Annotated in this window: 16 protein-coding genes and 1 pseudogene; 5 read left to right on the forward strand and 12 right to left on the reverse strand. The window is 64.5% G+C overall.

Annotation, left to right across the window (positions count from 1 at the left end; translation table 11 throughout):
* Positions 1–114: 114 nt before the first annotated feature.
* The 3 genes from ABIE00_RS01035 to ABIE00_RS01045 all read right to left on the reverse strand — a co-directional run bounded on the left by ABIE00_RS01035 (position 115) and on the right by ABIE00_RS01045 (position 3,344).
* A complete protein-coding gene (locus ABIE00_RS01035; RefSeq protein WP_354255595.1) occupies positions 115–1,851 on the reverse strand; it encodes a SulP family inorganic anion transporter in 1,737 nt (578 codons plus the stop codon).
* A complete protein-coding gene (locus tag ABIE00_RS01040; RefSeq protein WP_354255597.1) occupies positions 1,848–2,240 on the reverse strand; it encodes an ArsR/SmtB family transcription factor in 393 nt (130 codons plus the stop codon). The genes ABIE00_RS01035 and ABIE00_RS01040 overlap by 4 nt, the downstream gene beginning before the upstream one ends.
* A gap of 504 nt (positions 2,241–2,744) precedes the next feature.
* Positions 2,745–3,344, reverse strand: coding sequence for a glutathione peroxidase (locus ABIE00_RS01045; RefSeq protein ID WP_354255600.1), 600 nt, complete (start codon positions 3,342–3,344; stop codon positions 2,745–2,747).
* Between the two features lie 1,347 nt (positions 3,345–4,691).
* Here ABIE00_RS01045 and ABIE00_RS01050 point away from each other — a divergent pair.
* Positions 4,692–4,898, forward strand: a complete 207-nt coding sequence (locus tag ABIE00_RS01050; protein WP_354255602.1) for a ribbon-helix-helix protein, CopG family — start codon at positions 4,692–4,694, stop codon at positions 4,896–4,898.
* Positions 4,895–5,299: a type II toxin-antitoxin system death-on-curing family toxin gene (locus ABIE00_RS01055; RefSeq protein WP_354255605.1), complete on the forward strand. Its 405-nt coding sequence runs from the start codon at positions 4,895–4,897 to the stop codon at positions 5,297–5,299. Before ABIE00_RS01050 ends, ABIE00_RS01055 begins: the two co-directional genes overlap by 4 nt.
* A 26-nt stretch (positions 5,300–5,325) precedes the next feature.
* Here ABIE00_RS01055 and ABIE00_RS01060 read toward each other — a convergent pair.
* From ABIE00_RS01060 to ABIE00_RS01100, 9 genes and pseudogenes are all read right to left on the reverse strand, one after another.
* Positions 5,326–5,908: pseudogene (locus ABIE00_RS01060) on the reverse strand (recombinase family protein).
* Between the two features lie 349 nt (positions 5,909–6,257).
* Positions 6,258–6,686: a universal stress protein gene (locus ABIE00_RS01065; protein WP_354255608.1), complete on the reverse strand. Its 429-nt coding sequence runs from the start codon at positions 6,684–6,686 to the stop codon at positions 6,258–6,260.
* A 360-nt stretch (positions 6,687–7,046) separates the two neighbouring features.
* Positions 7,047–7,952 (reverse strand): amidohydrolase family protein, encoded by a 906-nt coding sequence (locus ABIE00_RS01070; protein WP_354255612.1) that lies wholly within the window; start codon positions 7,950–7,952, stop codon positions 7,047–7,049.
* A complete protein-coding gene (locus ABIE00_RS01075) occupies positions 7,949–8,854 on the reverse strand; it encodes an NAD(P)-dependent oxidoreductase (protein WP_354255614.1) in 906 nt (301 codons plus the stop codon). The genes ABIE00_RS01070 and ABIE00_RS01075 overlap by 4 nt, the downstream gene beginning before the upstream one ends.
* Positions 8,851–9,780: an NAD-dependent epimerase/dehydratase family protein gene (locus ABIE00_RS01080; RefSeq protein ID WP_354255617.1), complete on the reverse strand. Its 930-nt coding sequence runs from the start codon at positions 9,778–9,780 to the stop codon at positions 8,851–8,853. Before ABIE00_RS01080 ends, ABIE00_RS01075 begins: the two co-directional genes overlap by 4 nt.
* On the reverse strand, positions 9,777–10,841 hold the full coding sequence (locus ABIE00_RS01085; protein WP_354255620.1) for an ABC transporter permease: 1,065 nt from the start codon (positions 10,839–10,841) through the stop codon (positions 9,777–9,779). Before ABIE00_RS01085 ends, ABIE00_RS01080 begins: the two co-directional genes overlap by 4 nt.
* Positions 10,838–12,340, reverse strand: a complete 1,503-nt coding sequence (locus tag ABIE00_RS01090; RefSeq protein ID WP_354255623.1) for a sugar ABC transporter ATP-binding protein — start codon at positions 12,338–12,340, stop codon at positions 10,838–10,840. The genes ABIE00_RS01085 and ABIE00_RS01090 overlap by 4 nt, the downstream gene beginning before the upstream one ends.
* Positions 12,341–12,369: 29 nt before the next feature.
* Entirely contained in the window at positions 12,370–13,425 is a 1,056-nt protein-coding gene (locus ABIE00_RS01095; RefSeq protein ID WP_354255626.1) for a sugar ABC transporter substrate-binding protein, read from the reverse strand.
* Between the two features lie 59 nt (positions 13,426–13,484).
* On the reverse strand, positions 13,485–14,828 hold the full coding sequence (locus tag ABIE00_RS01100) for an NAD(P)H-dependent oxidoreductase (protein WP_354255628.1): 1,344 nt from the start codon (positions 14,826–14,828) through the stop codon (positions 13,485–13,487).
* A 177-nt stretch (positions 14,829–15,005) separates the two neighbouring features.
* Between ABIE00_RS01100 and ABIE00_RS01105 the strand changes: the two genes are divergently transcribed.
* From ABIE00_RS01105 to ABIE00_RS01115, 3 genes are read left to right on the forward strand one after another with little or no spacing between them, the layout of a single operon-like run.
* Entirely contained in the window at positions 15,006–16,055 is a 1,050-nt protein-coding gene (locus ABIE00_RS01105) for a LacI family DNA-binding transcriptional regulator (RefSeq protein WP_354255631.1), read from the forward strand.
* 26 nt (positions 16,056–16,081) lie between these two features.
* Complete coding sequence (locus ABIE00_RS01110; RefSeq protein ID WP_354255633.1) at positions 16,082–16,393, forward strand: putative quinol monooxygenase; 312 nt, start codon at positions 16,082–16,084, stop codon at positions 16,391–16,393.
* Positions 16,390–16,914: a gluconokinase gene (locus ABIE00_RS01115; RefSeq protein WP_354255636.1), complete on the forward strand. Its 525-nt coding sequence runs from the start codon at positions 16,390–16,392 to the stop codon at positions 16,912–16,914. The genes ABIE00_RS01110 and ABIE00_RS01115 overlap by 4 nt, the downstream gene beginning before the upstream one ends.
* Positions 16,915–16,951: the final 37 nt, after the last annotated feature.

The following is a 16,951-nucleotide window of genomic DNA, read 5'->3' on the forward strand; positions in this document are numbered from 1 at the left end:
TTCTGTATGCGGGATGGGGGAGTTTACGGCGTGTGCCGCGCTGGCGTGGGGGAGGCTGCCCATTCCAGCGAACTGCCGAACTCCCAGGTTCTGATCATTGATTGCGCCGTTCATTCATTGGGCCGCTCCTGTGGGAGTCTGGGCTGTGCCGGGTTCTTGTGCTGGCGGCCCGGGGGCGTCGTTTCCTGCATTGTGTGCCGGGTTTTGTGCTGCCCGGGCGGCGCGGGCGCGGGCGACGTGGCTCCGGGCGTGTTCCACGGCCGGGGGCAGTTCAGCGAAGAGGTGTTTGTGGTGGCGCAGGGATTCCAGGACGCCGACCCGGGTGACCAGGGCCAGGTGGCGGTCCTGGATGCCTTTGATCAGCACGGTGATCCCGCGGCGTTCGAGGGCGTTGACGATGTCGGTGATGACCCGGGCCCCGGTGGCGTCCAGGACCTGGAGCTGTGACATGCGGATGATGACGACGTCGGCGTTGCGGATCGTGCTGACCCGTTCCAGGACCCGTTCGGCGGCGGCGAAAAACAGTGCCCCGTCGAGGCGGAACACGGCAATGTGTTCGTCGCCGTCCTGGACGGGGCCGGGGATCTCTTCCCGGTGCACGCCGCTGGATCTGACCAGGGCACGCAGGGCGAAGAAGGAGGCGACGGCGATGCCGATCGCGACGGCCTCGATCAGGTCGAAGGACACGGTGATCAGCGCGGTAACGAAGAACACGACGGTGTCGGCGCGGGTCGATCCGATGACGCTGCGCAGGGTGGCCAGGGAGACCATTCGTGTTGCGGTGACCATCAGGACCCCTGCCAGGGCCGCAAGCGGGATCCGCGAGACCGGTCCGGTGGCCAGGTAGACCACGGCGAGCAGGATCAGGGCGTGCGTGGTAGCGGCGACCCGGGTCCGGCCTCCGGAGCGGATGTTTACCGCGGTGCGGGCAATGGCGCCGGTGGCTGGCATGCCGCCGAAGAAGCCGGAGCAGATGGAGGCCAGGCCCTGTCCCAGCAGTTCGCGGTCGGCATCATAGGGGCCGGTATTGGAGATCGACGCGGCGACCCGGGCCGAGAGCAGCGACTCGATCGCTGCCAGGGCTGCGATGGTCGCTGCCGGCCCGGCCAGGGCGGTCACGGTGCCCCAGTCCAGCGAGGGTATGACCGGCGCGGGGAGCGCGTCAGGCAGGGACCCGATTCGGGCCACCGGAAGGTCCAGCACTTGGGCGGCGATGCTGGCCACGATGATCGCAATCAGCGAGCCCGGGATCTGGGGGTGGATCCGGGGGGCCACGATCATGATCAGCGCGACCAGGACCACCAGGGCCGCGGGGGCAAGGGCTGTCGCGGGGGAGAGTGTTCCCAGTCCTTGGACGGCCGAGACGGCGGCGTTGCTGCTCGGCCCGGCTTTGACGCCGAACGCGGCCGGGACCTGCTGCAGGAAAATGATCACAGCGATCCCGAGGGTGAAGCCCTCGATCACCGGCCAGGGAAGAAAGGTGACGGCCCGCCCGAGTTTGAGCAGCCCTGCGGCGGCAACAATCACACCGGCGAGGACGGAGACCGCCGCCAGGGCCGCCACGCCGTGGGTGGCGATGACCGGTCCGAGGACGACGGCCATGGCACCGGTGGGGCCGGAGACCTGAATGTTCGATCCGCCGAAGATGGCGGCGATCACCCCGGCAATCACGGCGGTGACCAGTCCGCTCGCAGCCCCGGCACCTGAGCTGACACCGAAGGCCAGTGCCAGCGGCAGCGCCACGATGCCGACAGTGACACCGGCTACCAGGTCCCCTTTCCACGTCCGGGGCAACTGCTCATAGTCTCGCCGGCCCGGCAAGAGCGCCCGGGCCGCAGCCAGGGCCTTCACCGCGTCCTGGCTCCGGCTGCCCCCGGGGAGGTCGTTGCAGGGGAAGACCCCGCAGAGTACTCAAGCTGCTCCTGCGTGGTCTGCAGAACATCATTGAGCAACAGCCTCGCCACGGTCAGAAGTTCGGCGACGCGCGGGTAGGCCAGCGAGTAGAACATCTGCAGCGCCCTGCGCTCTGCCTTGACCAGGTTGTAGCGGCGCAGCACGGTGAGGTGCTGGGACAGGTGCGAGGACTCCAGCCCCGTAGCGGCCAGAAGGTCCGTCACCGACACCTCCGGCGCCTCCGACAGCAACTCCAGCACCCGGATCCGCACCGGGTGTGCGAGGCCCTTAAAAAGGTTGGCCTTCACTTCGTACAAGGGTGCCCGGAAATCCGGTGAATCGTCCATGCCTGCCTCCCGGCGGATCCGCACAAGCTCCTGCTTGACTATTTTATAGATCCATCATCCAGTGTAACAGCGGTCTGGAATATTCCGTTGCCTGCGGCGGCCCGGTGTCCGTGGGCACGATGGGCACTGCCCGCCAGTACCGAGACGTTCGCGGATACCTTGCCCGACGGGGCAAGGTGCGCGGTATATGCCGTACCCGACGAAGACCCGGTGGCCGCGCGGGCCCACCGGACGACAGAGGCCGCCTACCGGGGACCTGGTGCCCGTGAATCCGGCACGGCGCCATGCCCGCCTTCGGAAAACCGCCGTCCGGATGCGTCTGCTGGTCTGGGCGGCGGCCGGAACGGCGGTGAGGAAGAACGGGCCACACGCGGCGCCGAGGCCGGAGCGGTGCGGGCACGTTCCTGCCGCCGTACTCCCGGCCCCGCTGATTGCCACGGCATGGCGGGAGCACTCCAGCCGGGGATTCCTCTCGGCCCGGGAGACGGCGGCTGGCGCGGGCCGTTAACAGGGCCAACCAGGCAACCCGCGCGGCAACGGCGGCGCCGGGATGCGGACATCGTTCCGATCCGCAAGGGAATACTGTGTCCGAGGGACTAGTTGAGCGCTGATTCGATGGCGGCGATGACTTGGGGGGGCGTCCGGAGACGTCTTGGGGGAGAACCGGGCGATGACCTCGCCTTCGGCGCTGACGAGGAACTTTTCGAAGTTCCAGGTGATCTCTTCCTGCAATTCCTCCGTGCGGAATTCGGTCAGCGCCGTGTACAGCGGGTGGCGCCCGCCGCCATTGACCTCGGCCTTCGCAGTCAACGGGAACGTCACACCGTAGCCGACGCTGCAGAATTCCTGGATCTGCTCCGAACTGCCCGGTTCCTGACCCTTAAATCCGTTGCAGGGCACTCCCAGGACGGTGAACCCCCGATCCTGGTACTTGCGCTGGAGCGCCTCCAGGTCCTCGTACTGCGGGGTCAGGCCGCACCTGGACGCAACGTTGACCACCAGGACGGTCTTGCCCTTGAAGTCCCCAAAGCTCCTTGCGCTGCCGTCGATCATGGTCAGTTCAATACCGTGCAGTTGCTGGGTAGCCGTGCTGTTTTCTGTCACGCTGTGATCCTTTTCGTTGTTGTCGGCCGACCTTGGCGGCGTCCATGTCCTCCAAGACCAGGAAAGTCTGTGTGACGAGGGTAACCGGCGCCGGCTGGATCTGGCCTAGTCACAGCCCGGTGCAGAGTGATCTGCGTACGGGTCGTTTCCGGTGGACTATTACACGGAATGATGTAACCATCAAATAGTAAATCACTTTGTAGGCCTGCGGCTCGGGCTACACCATCCCTGTGAACAAGGACCACGACATCTTCGCCAAAACAGGCACCATCGACGGACACACGCAGACCTGAACCGTAGGAGCCACCACGGGCATCGCCACAGCCTCCTGGTTTGGCAGCTACAATCTGGCCTGCTGCGCCAGCTGCGTAAGGGCTTCGATGATGACGTAAGGGTTTGTGAGTCCGTAGTGGGAGGCCTTGTCCACCGCTTCCCAGATGGAACCTTCCGCCATTTCGCTGTCGCCACACAGTACCCAGACCCGGTAGGGAAGGCGGTCCAGGTATTTCCCCGCGAGGGCGACGCCGTCGGGAAGTGCCCGCCCGAGCGAACCAGTCGCGAAACCGACCCACGGGAGCGCCAGCGTCGGATGCCCTTGGAGGCGCTGGCCCAAGCGGCGGGGCCCGATGCTCAGGCTTTTGTCCTAGGCAAGAAAGGTGCGGCGGCGGAACCGCTGTAGTGATGGAATGGATGGCGGCTCTGCCAGCTTTCATAATTGATAGTGGACTACCGACAACTGCTATTCCGTCAAGCTGCCTGGATTGGCCGAGCGGGCTTAACAAACCTTGGAGCGGCGCGGGTACTGACGCAGCGTTTCCGGCAGAACCGAAGTCCTTGGCAAGGCCACGAAAGTCGAACAGGCTGTTGGAGTAACCCTGACGCCGTGAAACGGAGCAGGAAACAGCCGCTTTTGCAGGCACGTCCCCGCCCTCTTTTGAAAGGCCGATAACCACGATTCCGTCAAGCTAACGGCCCGGTGTCAGGTTGGCATGCACTTCAGAGCAGGCACTGAAAAAGAATTAGTATTGCCGCTAGCCTGAGCATTCCGCTCGAAATGTTGGTGTCATCCGAAGCGGCTTCTGGCCGTGGACTCACGCACCACCAGACGCCCCGTAAGGGAGCGGTTGCGTTGCCTTTCATTCGGGGTGAGCATCGAAGCACTCAATTCTTTGAATGCCGTCCGGCCTAGCTGCTAGCTGGGTTGTTCCACCACAGTCAGACGGGGAAAGCATCAAGTGGTCCCGCCCTGGTCGTCAAAGCCGACCACGCATAGGTGTCGCGCACTCAACCACCACCGGCGCAGATGTGGCCCACGCCAATCCGGTACCAGCTTGGTACCATTGCCGTATGGCTATGAATCTTCGCCTGCCGGCGGATCTTGATCGAAGGCTGGACGAGCTTGCCGCGGAGGAGCACACGTCGAAGTCGGCGTTGCTGCTGCAGGGCGCTGAGCTGCTGCTGCAGCGGCGTGCGCGTAACCGTGACATCCGTGAGGGCATGGACTTTGTGCTGGGCCACGACGCTGAGCTGTTGAAGCGCCTCGAAGACGCATGACGGCGTACCTCGACATCGAGGACGCCCTGCAGGTGATCGACCGTTACGGGTTCCATATCCGTGACATCGGCCTGCTCGCCTCCGCGCTGGCCCGGCCGGCGACAACGGTGATGGGGGCTGAAGCCTACCCGGGGCTCGCGCTGAAGGCCGCCACGGTCCTCGAATCCGTTACACGCTTCCATCCACTCATCGACGGCAACAAACGCACCGGATGGACACTGATGGTGCTGACCCTGTGGATCAACGGCTACCGCCATGACTTCAGCACCAACGAAGCCTTTGACCTCGTCCTTGGCGTCGCCGCCGGGAACATCGAGCTACAGGACTGCGCGACAACGATCTCCGGCCACCTGGTCCCCCGACAGAATCAGGAAAGCGGTGCGGCGGGGCCGGGCCACTGATCCCACCGCTTCGAAACGGGCAAATGTTACGGGACGATAGCCCGTAACAGTGCGGCCTGCCGCAGGTACTGGTACACCGTCTCGCGTCTGATCCCGTACTCGGCGGCGAGAACGGACTTGGGAATTCCGGTGGCCGGCCCGCTGCACCAGCTCCGCCGCCCGTTCCGGCGTCAGGGTCTTCTTCCGCCCCTTGTAGGCGCCGCGCTGTTTCGCCAAGGCAATCCCTTCCCGCTGCCGTTCCCTGATCAGAGCGCGTTCGAATTCGGCGAAGGCCCCCATCACCGAGAGCATGAGGTTGGCCATGGGGGAATCCTCGCCCGTGAAGAGCAAGTGCTCCTTGACGAACTCCACCCGCACCCCTTTAAGGGTCAGGCGCTGCACCAGGGCGCGCAGGTCATCCAGGTTTCGCGCGAGCCGATCCATGCTGTGCACCACGACGGTGTCCCCGTCGCGGGCGAAGCCCAGCAGTTCAGCCAGTTGCGGCCTGGCCGTGTCCCTGCCCGAGGCCTTATCCGTGAACACCCGGTCCAGAACCAGGCCATCGAGCTGACGCTTCTCGTTCTGGTCCAGCGTGCTCACGCGCACGTACCCGATCCGCTGTCCAGCCATCTGAGCCTCCAACCATCGATCTGTCAGCTTGAGTTCTAGGGCCTTCCCGCAAGAACGTCAAGGGACAGGGGTGAGAACGTCAGGTTAGGGTGTACTTCACTCGGCCTGTTGCAGGGCAGCGGGTTGGGAAGTTGTACAGGCGAGGCGCGTCAGGCGGACCTGGGTTTCGGGTCTGGGTCCCCGGCTCTTGGGCGCCCGGCCGGGGGCGGGTTTTTGTCCGGTGCTGGTGATCCACATCAACCGCATCCGTCACCCAGATTGTGTTCACTTATCTTCTGCCAGTTGATCGAGACAGGCTTCAGTAATGGTTGTGATTGCCTCGGTCCTGTTCCGGCTTGTGTGTGAGGTGTTAGTCGGCGTCGTAGGTGTTGGCGATGTAGACGTCGCAGGGCGCGTTGTGTGCCACACTATTGGCGACGCTGCCCAGGACACGTCCGATGCCGTGCATTCTGCGGTTTCCGACAACAATGATTCGTGCGTTGACCCTGGTGGCTTCCTCGATGAGGGCCTCGGCGGGTTTGCCCGGCACAGCGGCGGAGTTGACGTTGATGCCTTGGGCGAGTTTCTCGGCTGATTTTTTTGCCAGATGCTCGGCTGCGTCCGCTGCTGAGACGACCACTTGGTCTCTGCCTGTGCCGAAAACTTCGTCGCGGTCGTCGCTGAATGCTGTCACGACGTGGAGTGATGCGTTGAGGGCAGCTGCCAGGTTTTTGGCTGATTCTGCGGCTTTTTGGGCGGTTCCGCTGCCGTCGACCCCTATGACAATGATGTCGCTCATGTGTACCTCCTGTGCTTGGTTACCCGATTGGCCCAGTCCCGGGCTCGGGATGGTTACTGCATGTTGGTGTGGCGGTGCCTCATGCGTTCGTAGGACTCGGGGTCATCGTTGGCAACCTGCAGGACCACGGCATCGAAGGCCAGCAGTGATGCCACCTCTCGCTTCCTCAGCTCCGATGCCGCGGTTCTCACTCCGCGGGAAGTAGTCCGAGGAATGATCCTCGACAGCCGAGGAACTGTGCTGCGGGCGCCCATGCCTCACCGCTGCCGATGGCTTAACGTCACCTATCGATCTAGCGAAGCGCCGAAAGCTGAGTGTCAGGTTGGGATCTACCACATTTCCACACTTTCAAGGGCCTGTTTAGCGGATGCGGTAGAACCTGCACGCGGTCTCAGCGAAGAGGCTTTCGCGTTCGGTTTGGGAGAAGCCGGAGGTGATTTTATCGAAGGCCTGGAAGACGTCGGCATAGCTTGAGTAGAGTCCGTCAACGGGAAAGTTGCTGCCGAACATGCAGCGCTGCGGTCCGAAGATGTCGATGGTCCTCAGCACGATGTCCCGGATGCTGTCCACCGTCCAGGTGTGATCGTTGGTGCCGAGGGCGGATATTTTTACGGTGGTGTTGGGCTGGGCTGCGACGAGTTCCATTCCCTTTGCCCATTCGGTCAATGCTTCGCTGTCGCGTTCGATGGGCATACCTGCGTGGTCAAGCACAATGGGGGTGGAGTCGTGGTTTGCTGCGAGGCGTGCCGCTTTGGCGAGTTGCGAGGGGAACACTTGGAGGTCGAAGGACAGCCCCAGCTCGCCGAGGCTTTTGAATCCTGCCAGCCAGTTCGGGTCGTCCATGAGGTCACCGCGGTCACGGTGGCTATAGTAGGGGTTGGGGTGCCAGTTGAGGATGTCCCGGACACCTCGTACCGAGGCACGGGACTGATGCAGCGCCAGCTCTTCGTGGGCATGGGGGGAGGCGAGGTCGACTTTGACGACTTGGACACTGGGGAACTGCTCTTCATTGATGACCTGGTCGACCCATTCGGCCTCCCAGACGGGGTTGGCGGCGCCATTTTCTATGTGGACCGAACCGATGAGCTGTGCAGGGATGGCTGCCAGGCCGGCGGCGTCTTCCTGGTAGTCGGCGACGAGGTAATCGCGTCGAAGCGGCAGGTCATCGCCGTGGTACCGGGCGACGGGTTGTCCTTCCAGCCAGGGGTAACTCGCGCTGCTGAGAAGGCAAAGGTGGTGGTGGGCGTCGATGACGTCGAGGGTCACCTTGTGGTCCTTCCGGTTCGGGACGTGTTGGCCAGGGTCAGTTCGACCGCGGAATGGTCCAGGTGACCGAGACCCTCATCGATCATTTTTTCGAAGACATCCTTGAGCGCGAGGGACAGGGGAAGTTCCATGCCTTGGGATGCGGCGGTATCTGAGGCGAACCGGAGGTCTTTGAGCTGGTTCGCGGCGCTGCCGCCTCCTGTGAAGTCTGCGTTCAGCCAGCGGTCTTTCTTTTGCCGGAGCACTTCGGACGCTGCCAGTCCTCCGCCGAGTATCCGCAGGAGTTGGGCGCGGTCCAGGCCGCAGGCATCGGCAAGGACCAGCGATTCTGCGATGGCTGTGACAGTCCCGGCTACGACGACCTGGTTGCAGGCCTTGGCGATCTCCCCGGCACCGGGAGGGCCGAAGTGCACGATGGTTGAACCCACTTTCTCCAGCACCGGCATGGCTTTGGCAACGGCCCAGTCCTGGCCGCCGACCATAATGCTCAGGTTGCCGGATTCAGCTCCGGCCACCCCACCGCTGAGCGGAGCATCAACGACACCGATGCCGTCCCTGGCGAGCTCGTCTGCCAGTTCCGCCACCCCCGTGGGAGAGACGGTGCCGTGGACGACGAGGACAGGTTCGTGGATTTCCCGCCGGCGCCAGCCGGCGAGGAGACCGTGCGGACCTTCGAGGACATCCCGGACGTCCGAAAGGTCGGTCAGGACCGTCAGCGTCACCCCAGCCGCTGCCTCGTCCGGAGTTTCGGCGAGGTTGCCGCCGCGGTTAACGAGCTGGGCCGCCTTGGAAGCGGTCCGGTTCCAAACCGTCAGCTTACCGAAGGCGTCCAGGAGGCGGCCGGCGATGGGGTTGCCCATGTTTCCCAGGCCGAGGAGCGAAACTTTCGGGGCCGTAGTCATCGGTTGAGGTCTTTCAGATCGACGAGGTGGTCTTCAGAAATCGACTCGAGTGTGTGCTGGGCTTGGAAGCCCAGCCATTCCGACGCCCGGCGGAGCGAGACCGGAACATCCCTGCCCGGGATGCTTTCCCGGGGGACAGCCGGGGCATACCTGTTCAGGGCGTCCTCAGTGTCCTGGCGCAGGTAGGTCTGCGCAGCGGCGACAAGGATTCCCGGGGCAGGGGGAGTGGACCGCAGCAAGGCTGCGTGGACGGCGGCGGCGGCGTCGCGGGTGTCGAGGTACGTCCACCCTTCGCAGGCCTGACGCCGCGGGTCCTCGGTCATGGCCCGCCGGATGTGCTGCGCGAAGACCGTCCCGTCCTTTTCGTAGATGTCCCGCACCAGGGGAAACCGGATTCCGGTGAGTTCGGTCCCGTGCCTGCGGGCCATTGCCTCGGCGGCGTGCTCGTTGGCCTGCTTCGAGAGGGAGTAGGCGTCGGCGATGACCGCCGGTTCGTCCTCATCCCAGGGGTAACGGGAGGGTAGGACAGGTGCCGGGTTCAGGGGCAGGCCGACGGCGTTGATGCTGGACGCGTACACGACCTTCCCGATACCGGCCTGTCCTGCTGCCTCCATGACGAGGAACGTGCCCAGGGCATTCACGGCATAAATGTCCTGCGGAGTTCCCTGGTCAAGGCCGGCGAGCCCTGCGAGATGAACCACGGCGTCCTGCCTGGCTACGGCCTTGCGGACGGTATCCGGGTCGGCGACGGACCCGGTGATGCGCCGGGCAGCTTTTTGGGCCTGTGGTCCCGGGACGCTAAGGATGGTCACCTCGTGTCCCTGTCCGGTCAGGTGTTCGACCACGGCGCGGCCGATCAGTCCGTCCCCGCCGGTGACGAGCACCCGTTGGATGCCTGCCAGGGTGCCGGCGGGTCCGGGTGTCATAGGGCGGCCCCGCTCTGCGCGGCCTGCCCTGCTGCAGCATCCGTACCGGGAGCGGCGGGCTTGTCCTGGCGGTCGGTGTTGCGGCGCTTCAGCATGGGCCAGCCCTTGCTGATCTGGTCGACGGAGACCGCGACGACAACGACCACGCCGGTGACGATCTGTTCGTAGAAGCTGGGGACGTTCAGCAGTACCAGGCCGTTGGTGAGCGCGCCGAGGATCAGTGCACCGACCAGGGTCCCGCCGATGCGGCCTTCTCCGCCCATGAGGTTCGCGCCGCCGATGACGGCCGCGGCTATGGCGGTGAGGAGGTAGGGGCTGCCTGCTTCGGACTGGGCGGCGGAGATCCTGGCGACGACGACCATGCCGGCCAGCGCGGCAAGCAGACCCGAGATGCCGTAGACGAGGAGTTTGACGCGGTTCACCCGGATGCCCGACAGCCAGGCGGTTTCCTCGCTGCCGCCGGTGGCGATGACGTTCTGGCCGAACACAGTGCGGCGGAGCAGGAGCCAGGCGAGGATGGCGACCACGATAACGATGACGACGATGATCGGAACGCCGCCGATGTAGCTGTTGAGCAGGAACACGAACGAGGAGGGGACGTTGTAGACCGGGGTCCCGTTCGTGGTCACGTAGGCCAGGCCCTGATAGACACTCATCGTGCCCAGGGTCGCGATGAACGGTGGCAGTTTCAACAAGGTGATCAGGACGCCGTTGAGTGCGCCGGCGGCGAAGCCCAGGACGAGGCCGGCGAGCAGGCCTGGCACCGGGGCGACTCCGGCGTTGACCATGAGGTTGGCGGAGACGATGCCGACGAAGCTGGCGATCGAGCCGACGGAGAGGTCGATGCCGCCGGTGACGATGACGAAGGTCAGGCCGATGCCGATGAGGGCGTTGACGCAGGCGGAGACGGCCACGTCCCGGAGGTTGTTGATGGTGAGGAAGTTCGGGTTGAGGATGCCGAAGCCGATGAAGATCACCACGGCTGCGGCGACGATGCCTAAGGCCTGAAGGTTGAGCGGGCGCCGGTTTTCGGCCGGGCGTACCGCGGTCTGGTTGGTCATGATGTTTCCTTCGCGATGCCCATGGCGCTGGCCACGAGGCTGTGTTCGTTGATGTCCTCACCGACGTGTTCGGAGGTGATGCGTCCTGCGCGCATCACCAGAACCCTGTCGCTGAGGGAGATGATTTCCGGGAGGTCGGAGGAGACGACGATGACGGCGTTCCCGGCCGCGGCGAGTTCGTCGATGAGGCCGTAAATTTCGGCGCGGCCGCCGACATCGACTCCCTTGGTGGGCTCATCGAACAGGAATACCCGTGAGCCGCGCCGCAGCCATTTGGCGATGACGATTTTCTGCTGGTTTCCGCCGGAATACTGCCGCGCGAGAAGCCGCACGTTGGCTGGTTTCAGGGCCAGGGAGTCGCCGATCTCGCGGGCTACGGCAGCCTGCTTCCGTGGGTTGATGAAAGGGCCGGGGCCGGTGAGTTCTTTGGCGCCGGCCAGTGCGATGTTCGCGTAGGCCGGCATCTGCAGGGCCAGGCCCTGTTGCTTCCGGTCTTCGGGGATGAACGCGATGCCGGCGTCCCGGCTGTCGTTGGGGGTCTTGATCCGAAGGGCTTTGCCGTCGATCTCGAGGTTCCCGGCGGCTCCGGGGTCGGCGCGGACGATGGCGCGCAGGAGTTCTGTGCGTCCGGATCCGACAAGCCCGGCGATGCCCAGTACCTCTCCGCGGTGCACCTCAAGGGAGTTCGGACGGGTTGAGAACGGGCTGGTGATGTCGGTGGCGCGGAAGAGGACCGGAGCGTCCGCGGCGACGGGGTGTTGCCGGCGGAAGCTGAGCAGTTCGCGCCCGACCATGTTCCGCACGATTTCTTCGACGGTTGTCTCGGCGATGCGCTTCTCGAAGCCGACGCGGCCGTCCCGCAGGACGACCACGCGGTCAGAGACGCTCATGACTTCGGGCATCTTGTGGGAGACGAAGATGACTCCCACTCCGCGGTCGGTGACGATCTCCCGCACGCGGGTAAGGACTGCTTCGACGTTGTGCTCCAGCATGGACGTCGTTGGCTCATCCAGCGCCACGATCTTCGCCCCGAAGGCGAACGCCTTGGCGATGGTCAGGGCGTGTCGCTGCGCCGGGCTCAGGTCACCGAGGCGGGCTGTGGGCTTGAGGGGGAACCCCATGGAGGCGACGTCTTCAAGGGCGCCCTGCACGGCGGCTCCCGCGCGGCGGCGTTCCTGGGGCGTTTTGCCCAGGAGCAGGTTCTGCTCGACGGTCAGCTGCGGCACGATGGCAGGTTCCTGGTGGGCGATAACGACGCCGTCAGCCAGGGCCCGGCGCGGGGAGTACTCGCTGCGCCGGACCCCGTCCACCGTCACCGATCCATGGTCAGGGGCGAGGGAGCCGCCCAGGATGCCCAGAAGCGTGCTCTTCCCTGCGCCGTTTTCGCCGGCGAGGGTGAGTACTTCGCCGCGGTTCAAATGGAAGCTCACGTCGTCCAGTGCGCGGACCCCTGGGAAGGACTTCGCGACATTGCTGATCTCTAGGAGGGTGTCAGTCATGGTGATTCCTGTCTAAGCCGGTCTTAGCCTTAGGGCATGCCGGTCTGGTACTGGGAGACATTCTGCTTGTCGATGATGAAGGCCGGAACATCCACCCAGGCAGGGACCTTCTTTCCGGCGAGCATCCACAGGGCGACGTCCACGCCCGTGGCGCCTTCCGTCGTCGGCCGCTCACTGACCGTTGCCGTGTACTTGTCGGCAGCGATCTGCTTCTTGGCCTGCGGGATGCCGTCGGTGCCCACGAGCAGGACCTTGCCTGTGAGGCCCTTGGCATCGATCGCGGACTGGACACCGAGAGCCATGCCGTCGTTCTGGGAGTAGAACGCCTTGATGTCCGGGTTAGCTGTGAGCATGGCGTTGGCGATGGTCTGAGCCTGGTTCGTGTCCCACTTGGCTGACTGCGACGCAACAAGGTTCAGGTTCGAATGCTGGGCGATGCCAGCCTTGAAGCCCTTGCCACGGTTCAGCGCGTTCGAGGAACCCGGGTCACCCTCGATCTGGGCGACCTTGCCGCCGGAGGGCAGCTTCTTGGCGATGTAGTCCGCGGCGGACTGCCCAATGGTCTGGGCGTCCGGGCCCACGTAAACAACGCCCGGGAGGGTGCCCTTGGCGTCGTTGAGCACGATCGCCGGAACTCCCTTGGCCAGTGCCGCCTGGAAGACACTGTCCAGCGCGGTGGCGGAGATCGGGGAGGCCAGGATTGCCGAGCATCCCTGGTTCAGCGCGCTCTGGGCCTTGTCGAGCTGCTCGGTGATGGAGGACTCGTCGTTGACGGCATAGGTCTGGAACTGGACTCCGAGCTTCTTGGCCTCGGCTTCGAAGCCGTCCCGCTCATAACCCCAGAACTCGTTGGCGAGCGTACGGGTGACGTAGCACAGCTTCACCCCGGATTTCGCTTCGGGCGCCCCGAGGGACTTCTGCAGGGAGGCGACGTCGACCTTCTGGTCGGCCTGGACCTGGGAGGCCAGGTTCCCTGATGCGCCAGAGGAAGAGGCCGGTTCGGGGGTTGCGGAGCAGGCGCTGAGGGCGAGGGCGGCAACGGAGGCGGTGGCAATGCCTGCAAACCAGCCAATACGTTTCGTCATGGTGGTTCCTTTCATCTTTGAAAAGGGAGGATGGGACTACTGTGAAATAACGGGTGCGGTCAGACAGTGGCGCGGATGAGTGCTTCGGTCTCGCGGCGCAGCTCGAGCGCCTTTGAGAGGGACTCGTCGATGACGATGTCCTCCCACTTGACGCTGTTGCCCTTGATAACGGGGTTCTTGAGTTCGACGTGGTGGGCCAGTGCCACCGGCAGCAGTCCGTGGCGGACGGAGGTTTCGGCGGAGACGAGCTTGCCCCAGACCGTGTAGCCGCCTTCGCCGTCGAGGAATTCGCCGGCCTTTAGGTCCTTCTTGGCGGTGGCGACGACGTCGCCGAAGAAGCCCTTCGGGGCGCCGGTCGCCACACCGCGGAGGACCGCGTTGGCAATGGAGATGTTCAGCTCGAGGCCCACGTAGTGGTACGGGCGGTAGAGGGCTGCGTACTGGCCGGTGGGGTCCGGGTGCCAGGGGTATTCGGTGAAGCAGCCGGAGACGTAGGCATTGGTGGCCTTGACGACGACGAAGACGCCTTCCTGGGTGTTGAACGGGATCCAGTCGCCGTCCCGGGTGACGCTGGACATCACATCGACGCTGCCCTCATGGGCCAGCACGCCACCGACGTCCGAGGGGCGGCAGATCGTGGCGATCTCCTCGACGTTTCCGGGCGTGAACGTCAGCCCGTTGTCGGAAGGGACGAGGCCTGCGCCGTTGGCCACGGCGGCCATCTCGATGGAGGCCTTGGTGCCGTCACGGAAGGAGGTGTGCATGTACGGGTTGAGCTGGCCAGAGTCGGTGAGTTCCTTGGAGAACTCCCAGTTTTCCCAGACGTTGTCCGGGTTCATCTCGTGGTAATGCTCCAGGTACTTGGCGCCCTTGCCGGCACAGACGACGTCGAAGCCGCTGGTCCGGGCCCAGTCGACCAGTTCCATGATGAGTGCCGGCTGGTCGCCGTACGCCATGGAGTAGACAACGCCGGCCTCCTCGGCGCGCTTGGCGAGGGCCGGGCCGGCCAGTGCGTCGGCTTCGACCGTGACCATGATGATGTGTTTGCCGGTTTCGATGGCCCGCAGCGCATGGTCGATACCCACGATGGGGTTTCCGGTGGCTTCCACAATGATGTCGATGTCGGCGTCGAAGAGGTCGGACGCGTTGGCCACCACGGTGGTGGTCCGCCGTTCAAGGGCCTCGTCGATGGTGGAGGCGACTGCGTCGGCCGGCCACCCTACAAGTTCCAGCGCGCCCTGGGCGCGCTTGAGGTTGATGTCGGCGATCGCGACAACATGTACCCCGGGGATGTTGCGCGCCTGGGACAGGTACATGGTGCCGAAGCGGCCCGCTCCGATCAGGCCTACCCGGATCGGGCGGCCTTCGCTTTCACGCTGTTCAAGAAGGGAATGCAGGTTCACGATGGGTCTTCCTTTTCGTGGCGTTGAGCGGGGGGCGTAAGCCCTGCAGGCTGACTTCCTCGTCGCTCGCCATCTGGAGTGGTAACGGTTACACTTTTGTACCAGTAGTTAGCGTGTGACGTCAATCACCAGCATGGTTAGCTGGTTTCCGCTGTCGCTAAAGGAAGGAGGGACCAGGTGAAAAAGACCACGATTCGGGATGTAGCCCGGGAGGCAGGGGTATCTGTCGCTGTCGTCTCGCGGGTGCTGAACGAGGGGAGCGGGCCGGTGGCGGCCCTGACGCGGGCCAAGGTGGTCGAGACCATCGACCGTCTAGGCTACAGGCCCATGGCAGCGGCCCGGGATCTTCAGCAGAAGTCCACCTCAACTATTGGCCTGGTACTGGCCGACCTGACCAACCCGTTTTTCGCACGCCTGGCCGACAGGGTCGTCTGGGAGGCACGATCCCGGGGAGTCCACGTCGTCCTGCTCACCACGCAGGAGGACCCCCATCTGGAAGCCGAATCCATCGACACCCTGGTGGAACGGTCCGTTGCGTCCGTCATCGCCACTCCGGCCGGCGGCAATGTCGACAAATGGAGCCGGCTCGCAGATTTAGGCATCAACGTCGTGTTCGTCGACCGGGAAATCCCGGAACTCCCGGAATTCGACGTCGTGGCCATTCGCAACGACGTATCAGCGGAGACAGCGGTTGAGCACCTCATTGGCTTGGGCCATACCAGGATCGGGTTCATCTCCGGACCTTCCGACACCTCGACCGGACGGGTCAGGGTGGAAGGTTTCCGACGGGGCATGGCAGAGGCAGGACTGCCCGTTGATGAAGAACTCATTCACCACATCCCCTTCCGCGGCGACGCCGGGAGCGACGCCATCGGTGCCCTTCTGGGATTGCCCGAACCGCCCACCGCCGTCGTCGTCGGCAACACGGCACAGGTTCGCTCCGCCCTGCGCCGGATCAAGCAGTCTGACGTCGCAGTCCCGGCCGATCTGAGTTTGGTCGTTTTCGATGACAATCCCTGGACCGAACTGGTCTCCCCGCCCCTGACCGTCATTCGCCAGCCCATCGACATGCTCGCGGTCCACTCCGTCGACCTCGCCGTAGGACGTGCCAAAGGAAGCATCTCCGGCGCACCGCGGCGCATCGAGGTTGCTGCCGAGTTCGTAAGGCGCTCCAGCAGCGCCCCGGCCATCCAAACCACCTCAACCAGCCAAGCCCCGGCCCGTTAGGGCCAGAACAGACAGGAAACACTCGAATGACCGTAGTAGTCACCGCCGTCTTCCACCCGCGCGACGGGAAAAAGGAACAACTCGCCAAGGCCCTCCAGGAGTCAATCCCGGCCGTCCACGCGGAAGAAGGCTGCCTCCTGTACGCCATCCACGACGCCGCTGATGGAACAATCACCATGATCGAGAAGTGGACCAGCCCGGAGCTGCTCGGAGCGCACGCAAAAGGTCCCGCCGTTGCAGCGCTTGATGCGGCCGTCGACCCGCTCATTGACTCACCCACGACCGTGACAACCATGACGCCCATCAACGCCGGCACCGACACCCAGGGCGCCCTGTGAACGATATCGAGACTGTATTCGTCATGGGCGTATCAGGCGTCGGGAAAACAACCGTTGGATCCGCGCTGGCCGCCAAGCTCGGTACCCCCTTCATCGACGCCGACGACCTGCACCCGCCCGCCAACATAGCGAAAATGGCTGCCGGGATTCCCCTCACCGACGAGGACCGGTGGCCATGGCTCGAAACAGTCGCACGTGCCGCCGGCCGCCAGCCCTCAGTCGTGGCCTGCTCCGCCCTCCGCCGCCGCTACCGCGACTACCTGCTATCACTCCTGCCAGGCGCCATCTTCATCCACCTCGAGGCAGGCCGCCAACAAATAGCCGAAAGGGTTACCGGCCGCACCCACGAATACATGCCAGCAAGCCTCCTCGACAGCCAACTGGCCACCCTCGAACCTCTCGCAGCCGACGAGCCCGGATTCCAGCTCGACGCAACAATGGCCATCGAACATCTCCTCCAACAGGCCACGGCACGCCTCATCCCAACTGATTCCTCGTCTAAGGGCGGCCCTACCCTATAGCTCCGGCAGGAAACAACGCTCAGCCCGAGGCCTGCCG

The organism is Arthrobacter sp. OAP107 (assembly GCF_040546765.1).
Lineage (GTDB): Bacteria > Actinomycetota > Actinomycetes > Actinomycetales > Micrococcaceae > Arthrobacter.

Bases quoted from the DNA above. Each gene is read 5' to 3' on its own strand.
- ABIE00_RS01050 (WP_354255602.1), top strand. From the start codon at position 4,692: ATGGCTATGAATCTTCGCCTGCCGGCGGATCTTGATCGAAGGCTGGAC.
- ABIE00_RS01090 (WP_354255623.1), bottom strand. From the start codon at position 12,340: ATGACTGACACCCTCCTAGAGATCAGCAATGTCGCGAAGTCCTTCCCA.
- ABIE00_RS01065 (WP_354255608.1), bottom strand. From the start codon at position 6,686: ATGAGCGACATCATTGTCATAGGGGTCGACGGCAGCGGAACCGCCCAA.
- ABIE00_RS01095 (WP_354255626.1), bottom strand. From the start codon at position 13,425: ATGACGAAACGTATTGGCTGGTTTGCAGGCATTGCCACCGCCTCCGTT.
- ABIE00_RS01110 (WP_354255633.1), top strand. From the start codon at position 16,082: ATGACCGTAGTAGTCACCGCCGTCTTCCACCCGCGCGACGGGAAAAAG.
- ABIE00_RS01040 (WP_354255597.1), bottom strand. From the start codon at position 2,240: ATGGACGATTCACCGGATTTCCGGGCACCCTTGTACGAAGTGAAGGCC.
- ABIE00_RS01055 (WP_354255605.1), top strand. From the start codon at position 4,895: ATGACGGCGTACCTCGACATCGAGGACGCCCTGCAGGTGATCGACCGT.
- ABIE00_RS01075 (WP_354255614.1), bottom strand. From the start codon at position 8,854: ATGACTACGGCCCCGAAAGTTTCGCTCCTCGGCCTGGGAAACATGGGC.
- ABIE00_RS01080 (WP_354255617.1), bottom strand. From the start codon at position 9,780: ATGACACCCGGACCCGCCGGCACCCTGGCAGGCATCCAACGGGTGCTC.
- ABIE00_RS01085 (WP_354255620.1), bottom strand. From the start codon at position 10,841: ATGACCAACCAGACCGCGGTACGCCCGGCCGAAAACCGGCGCCCGCTC.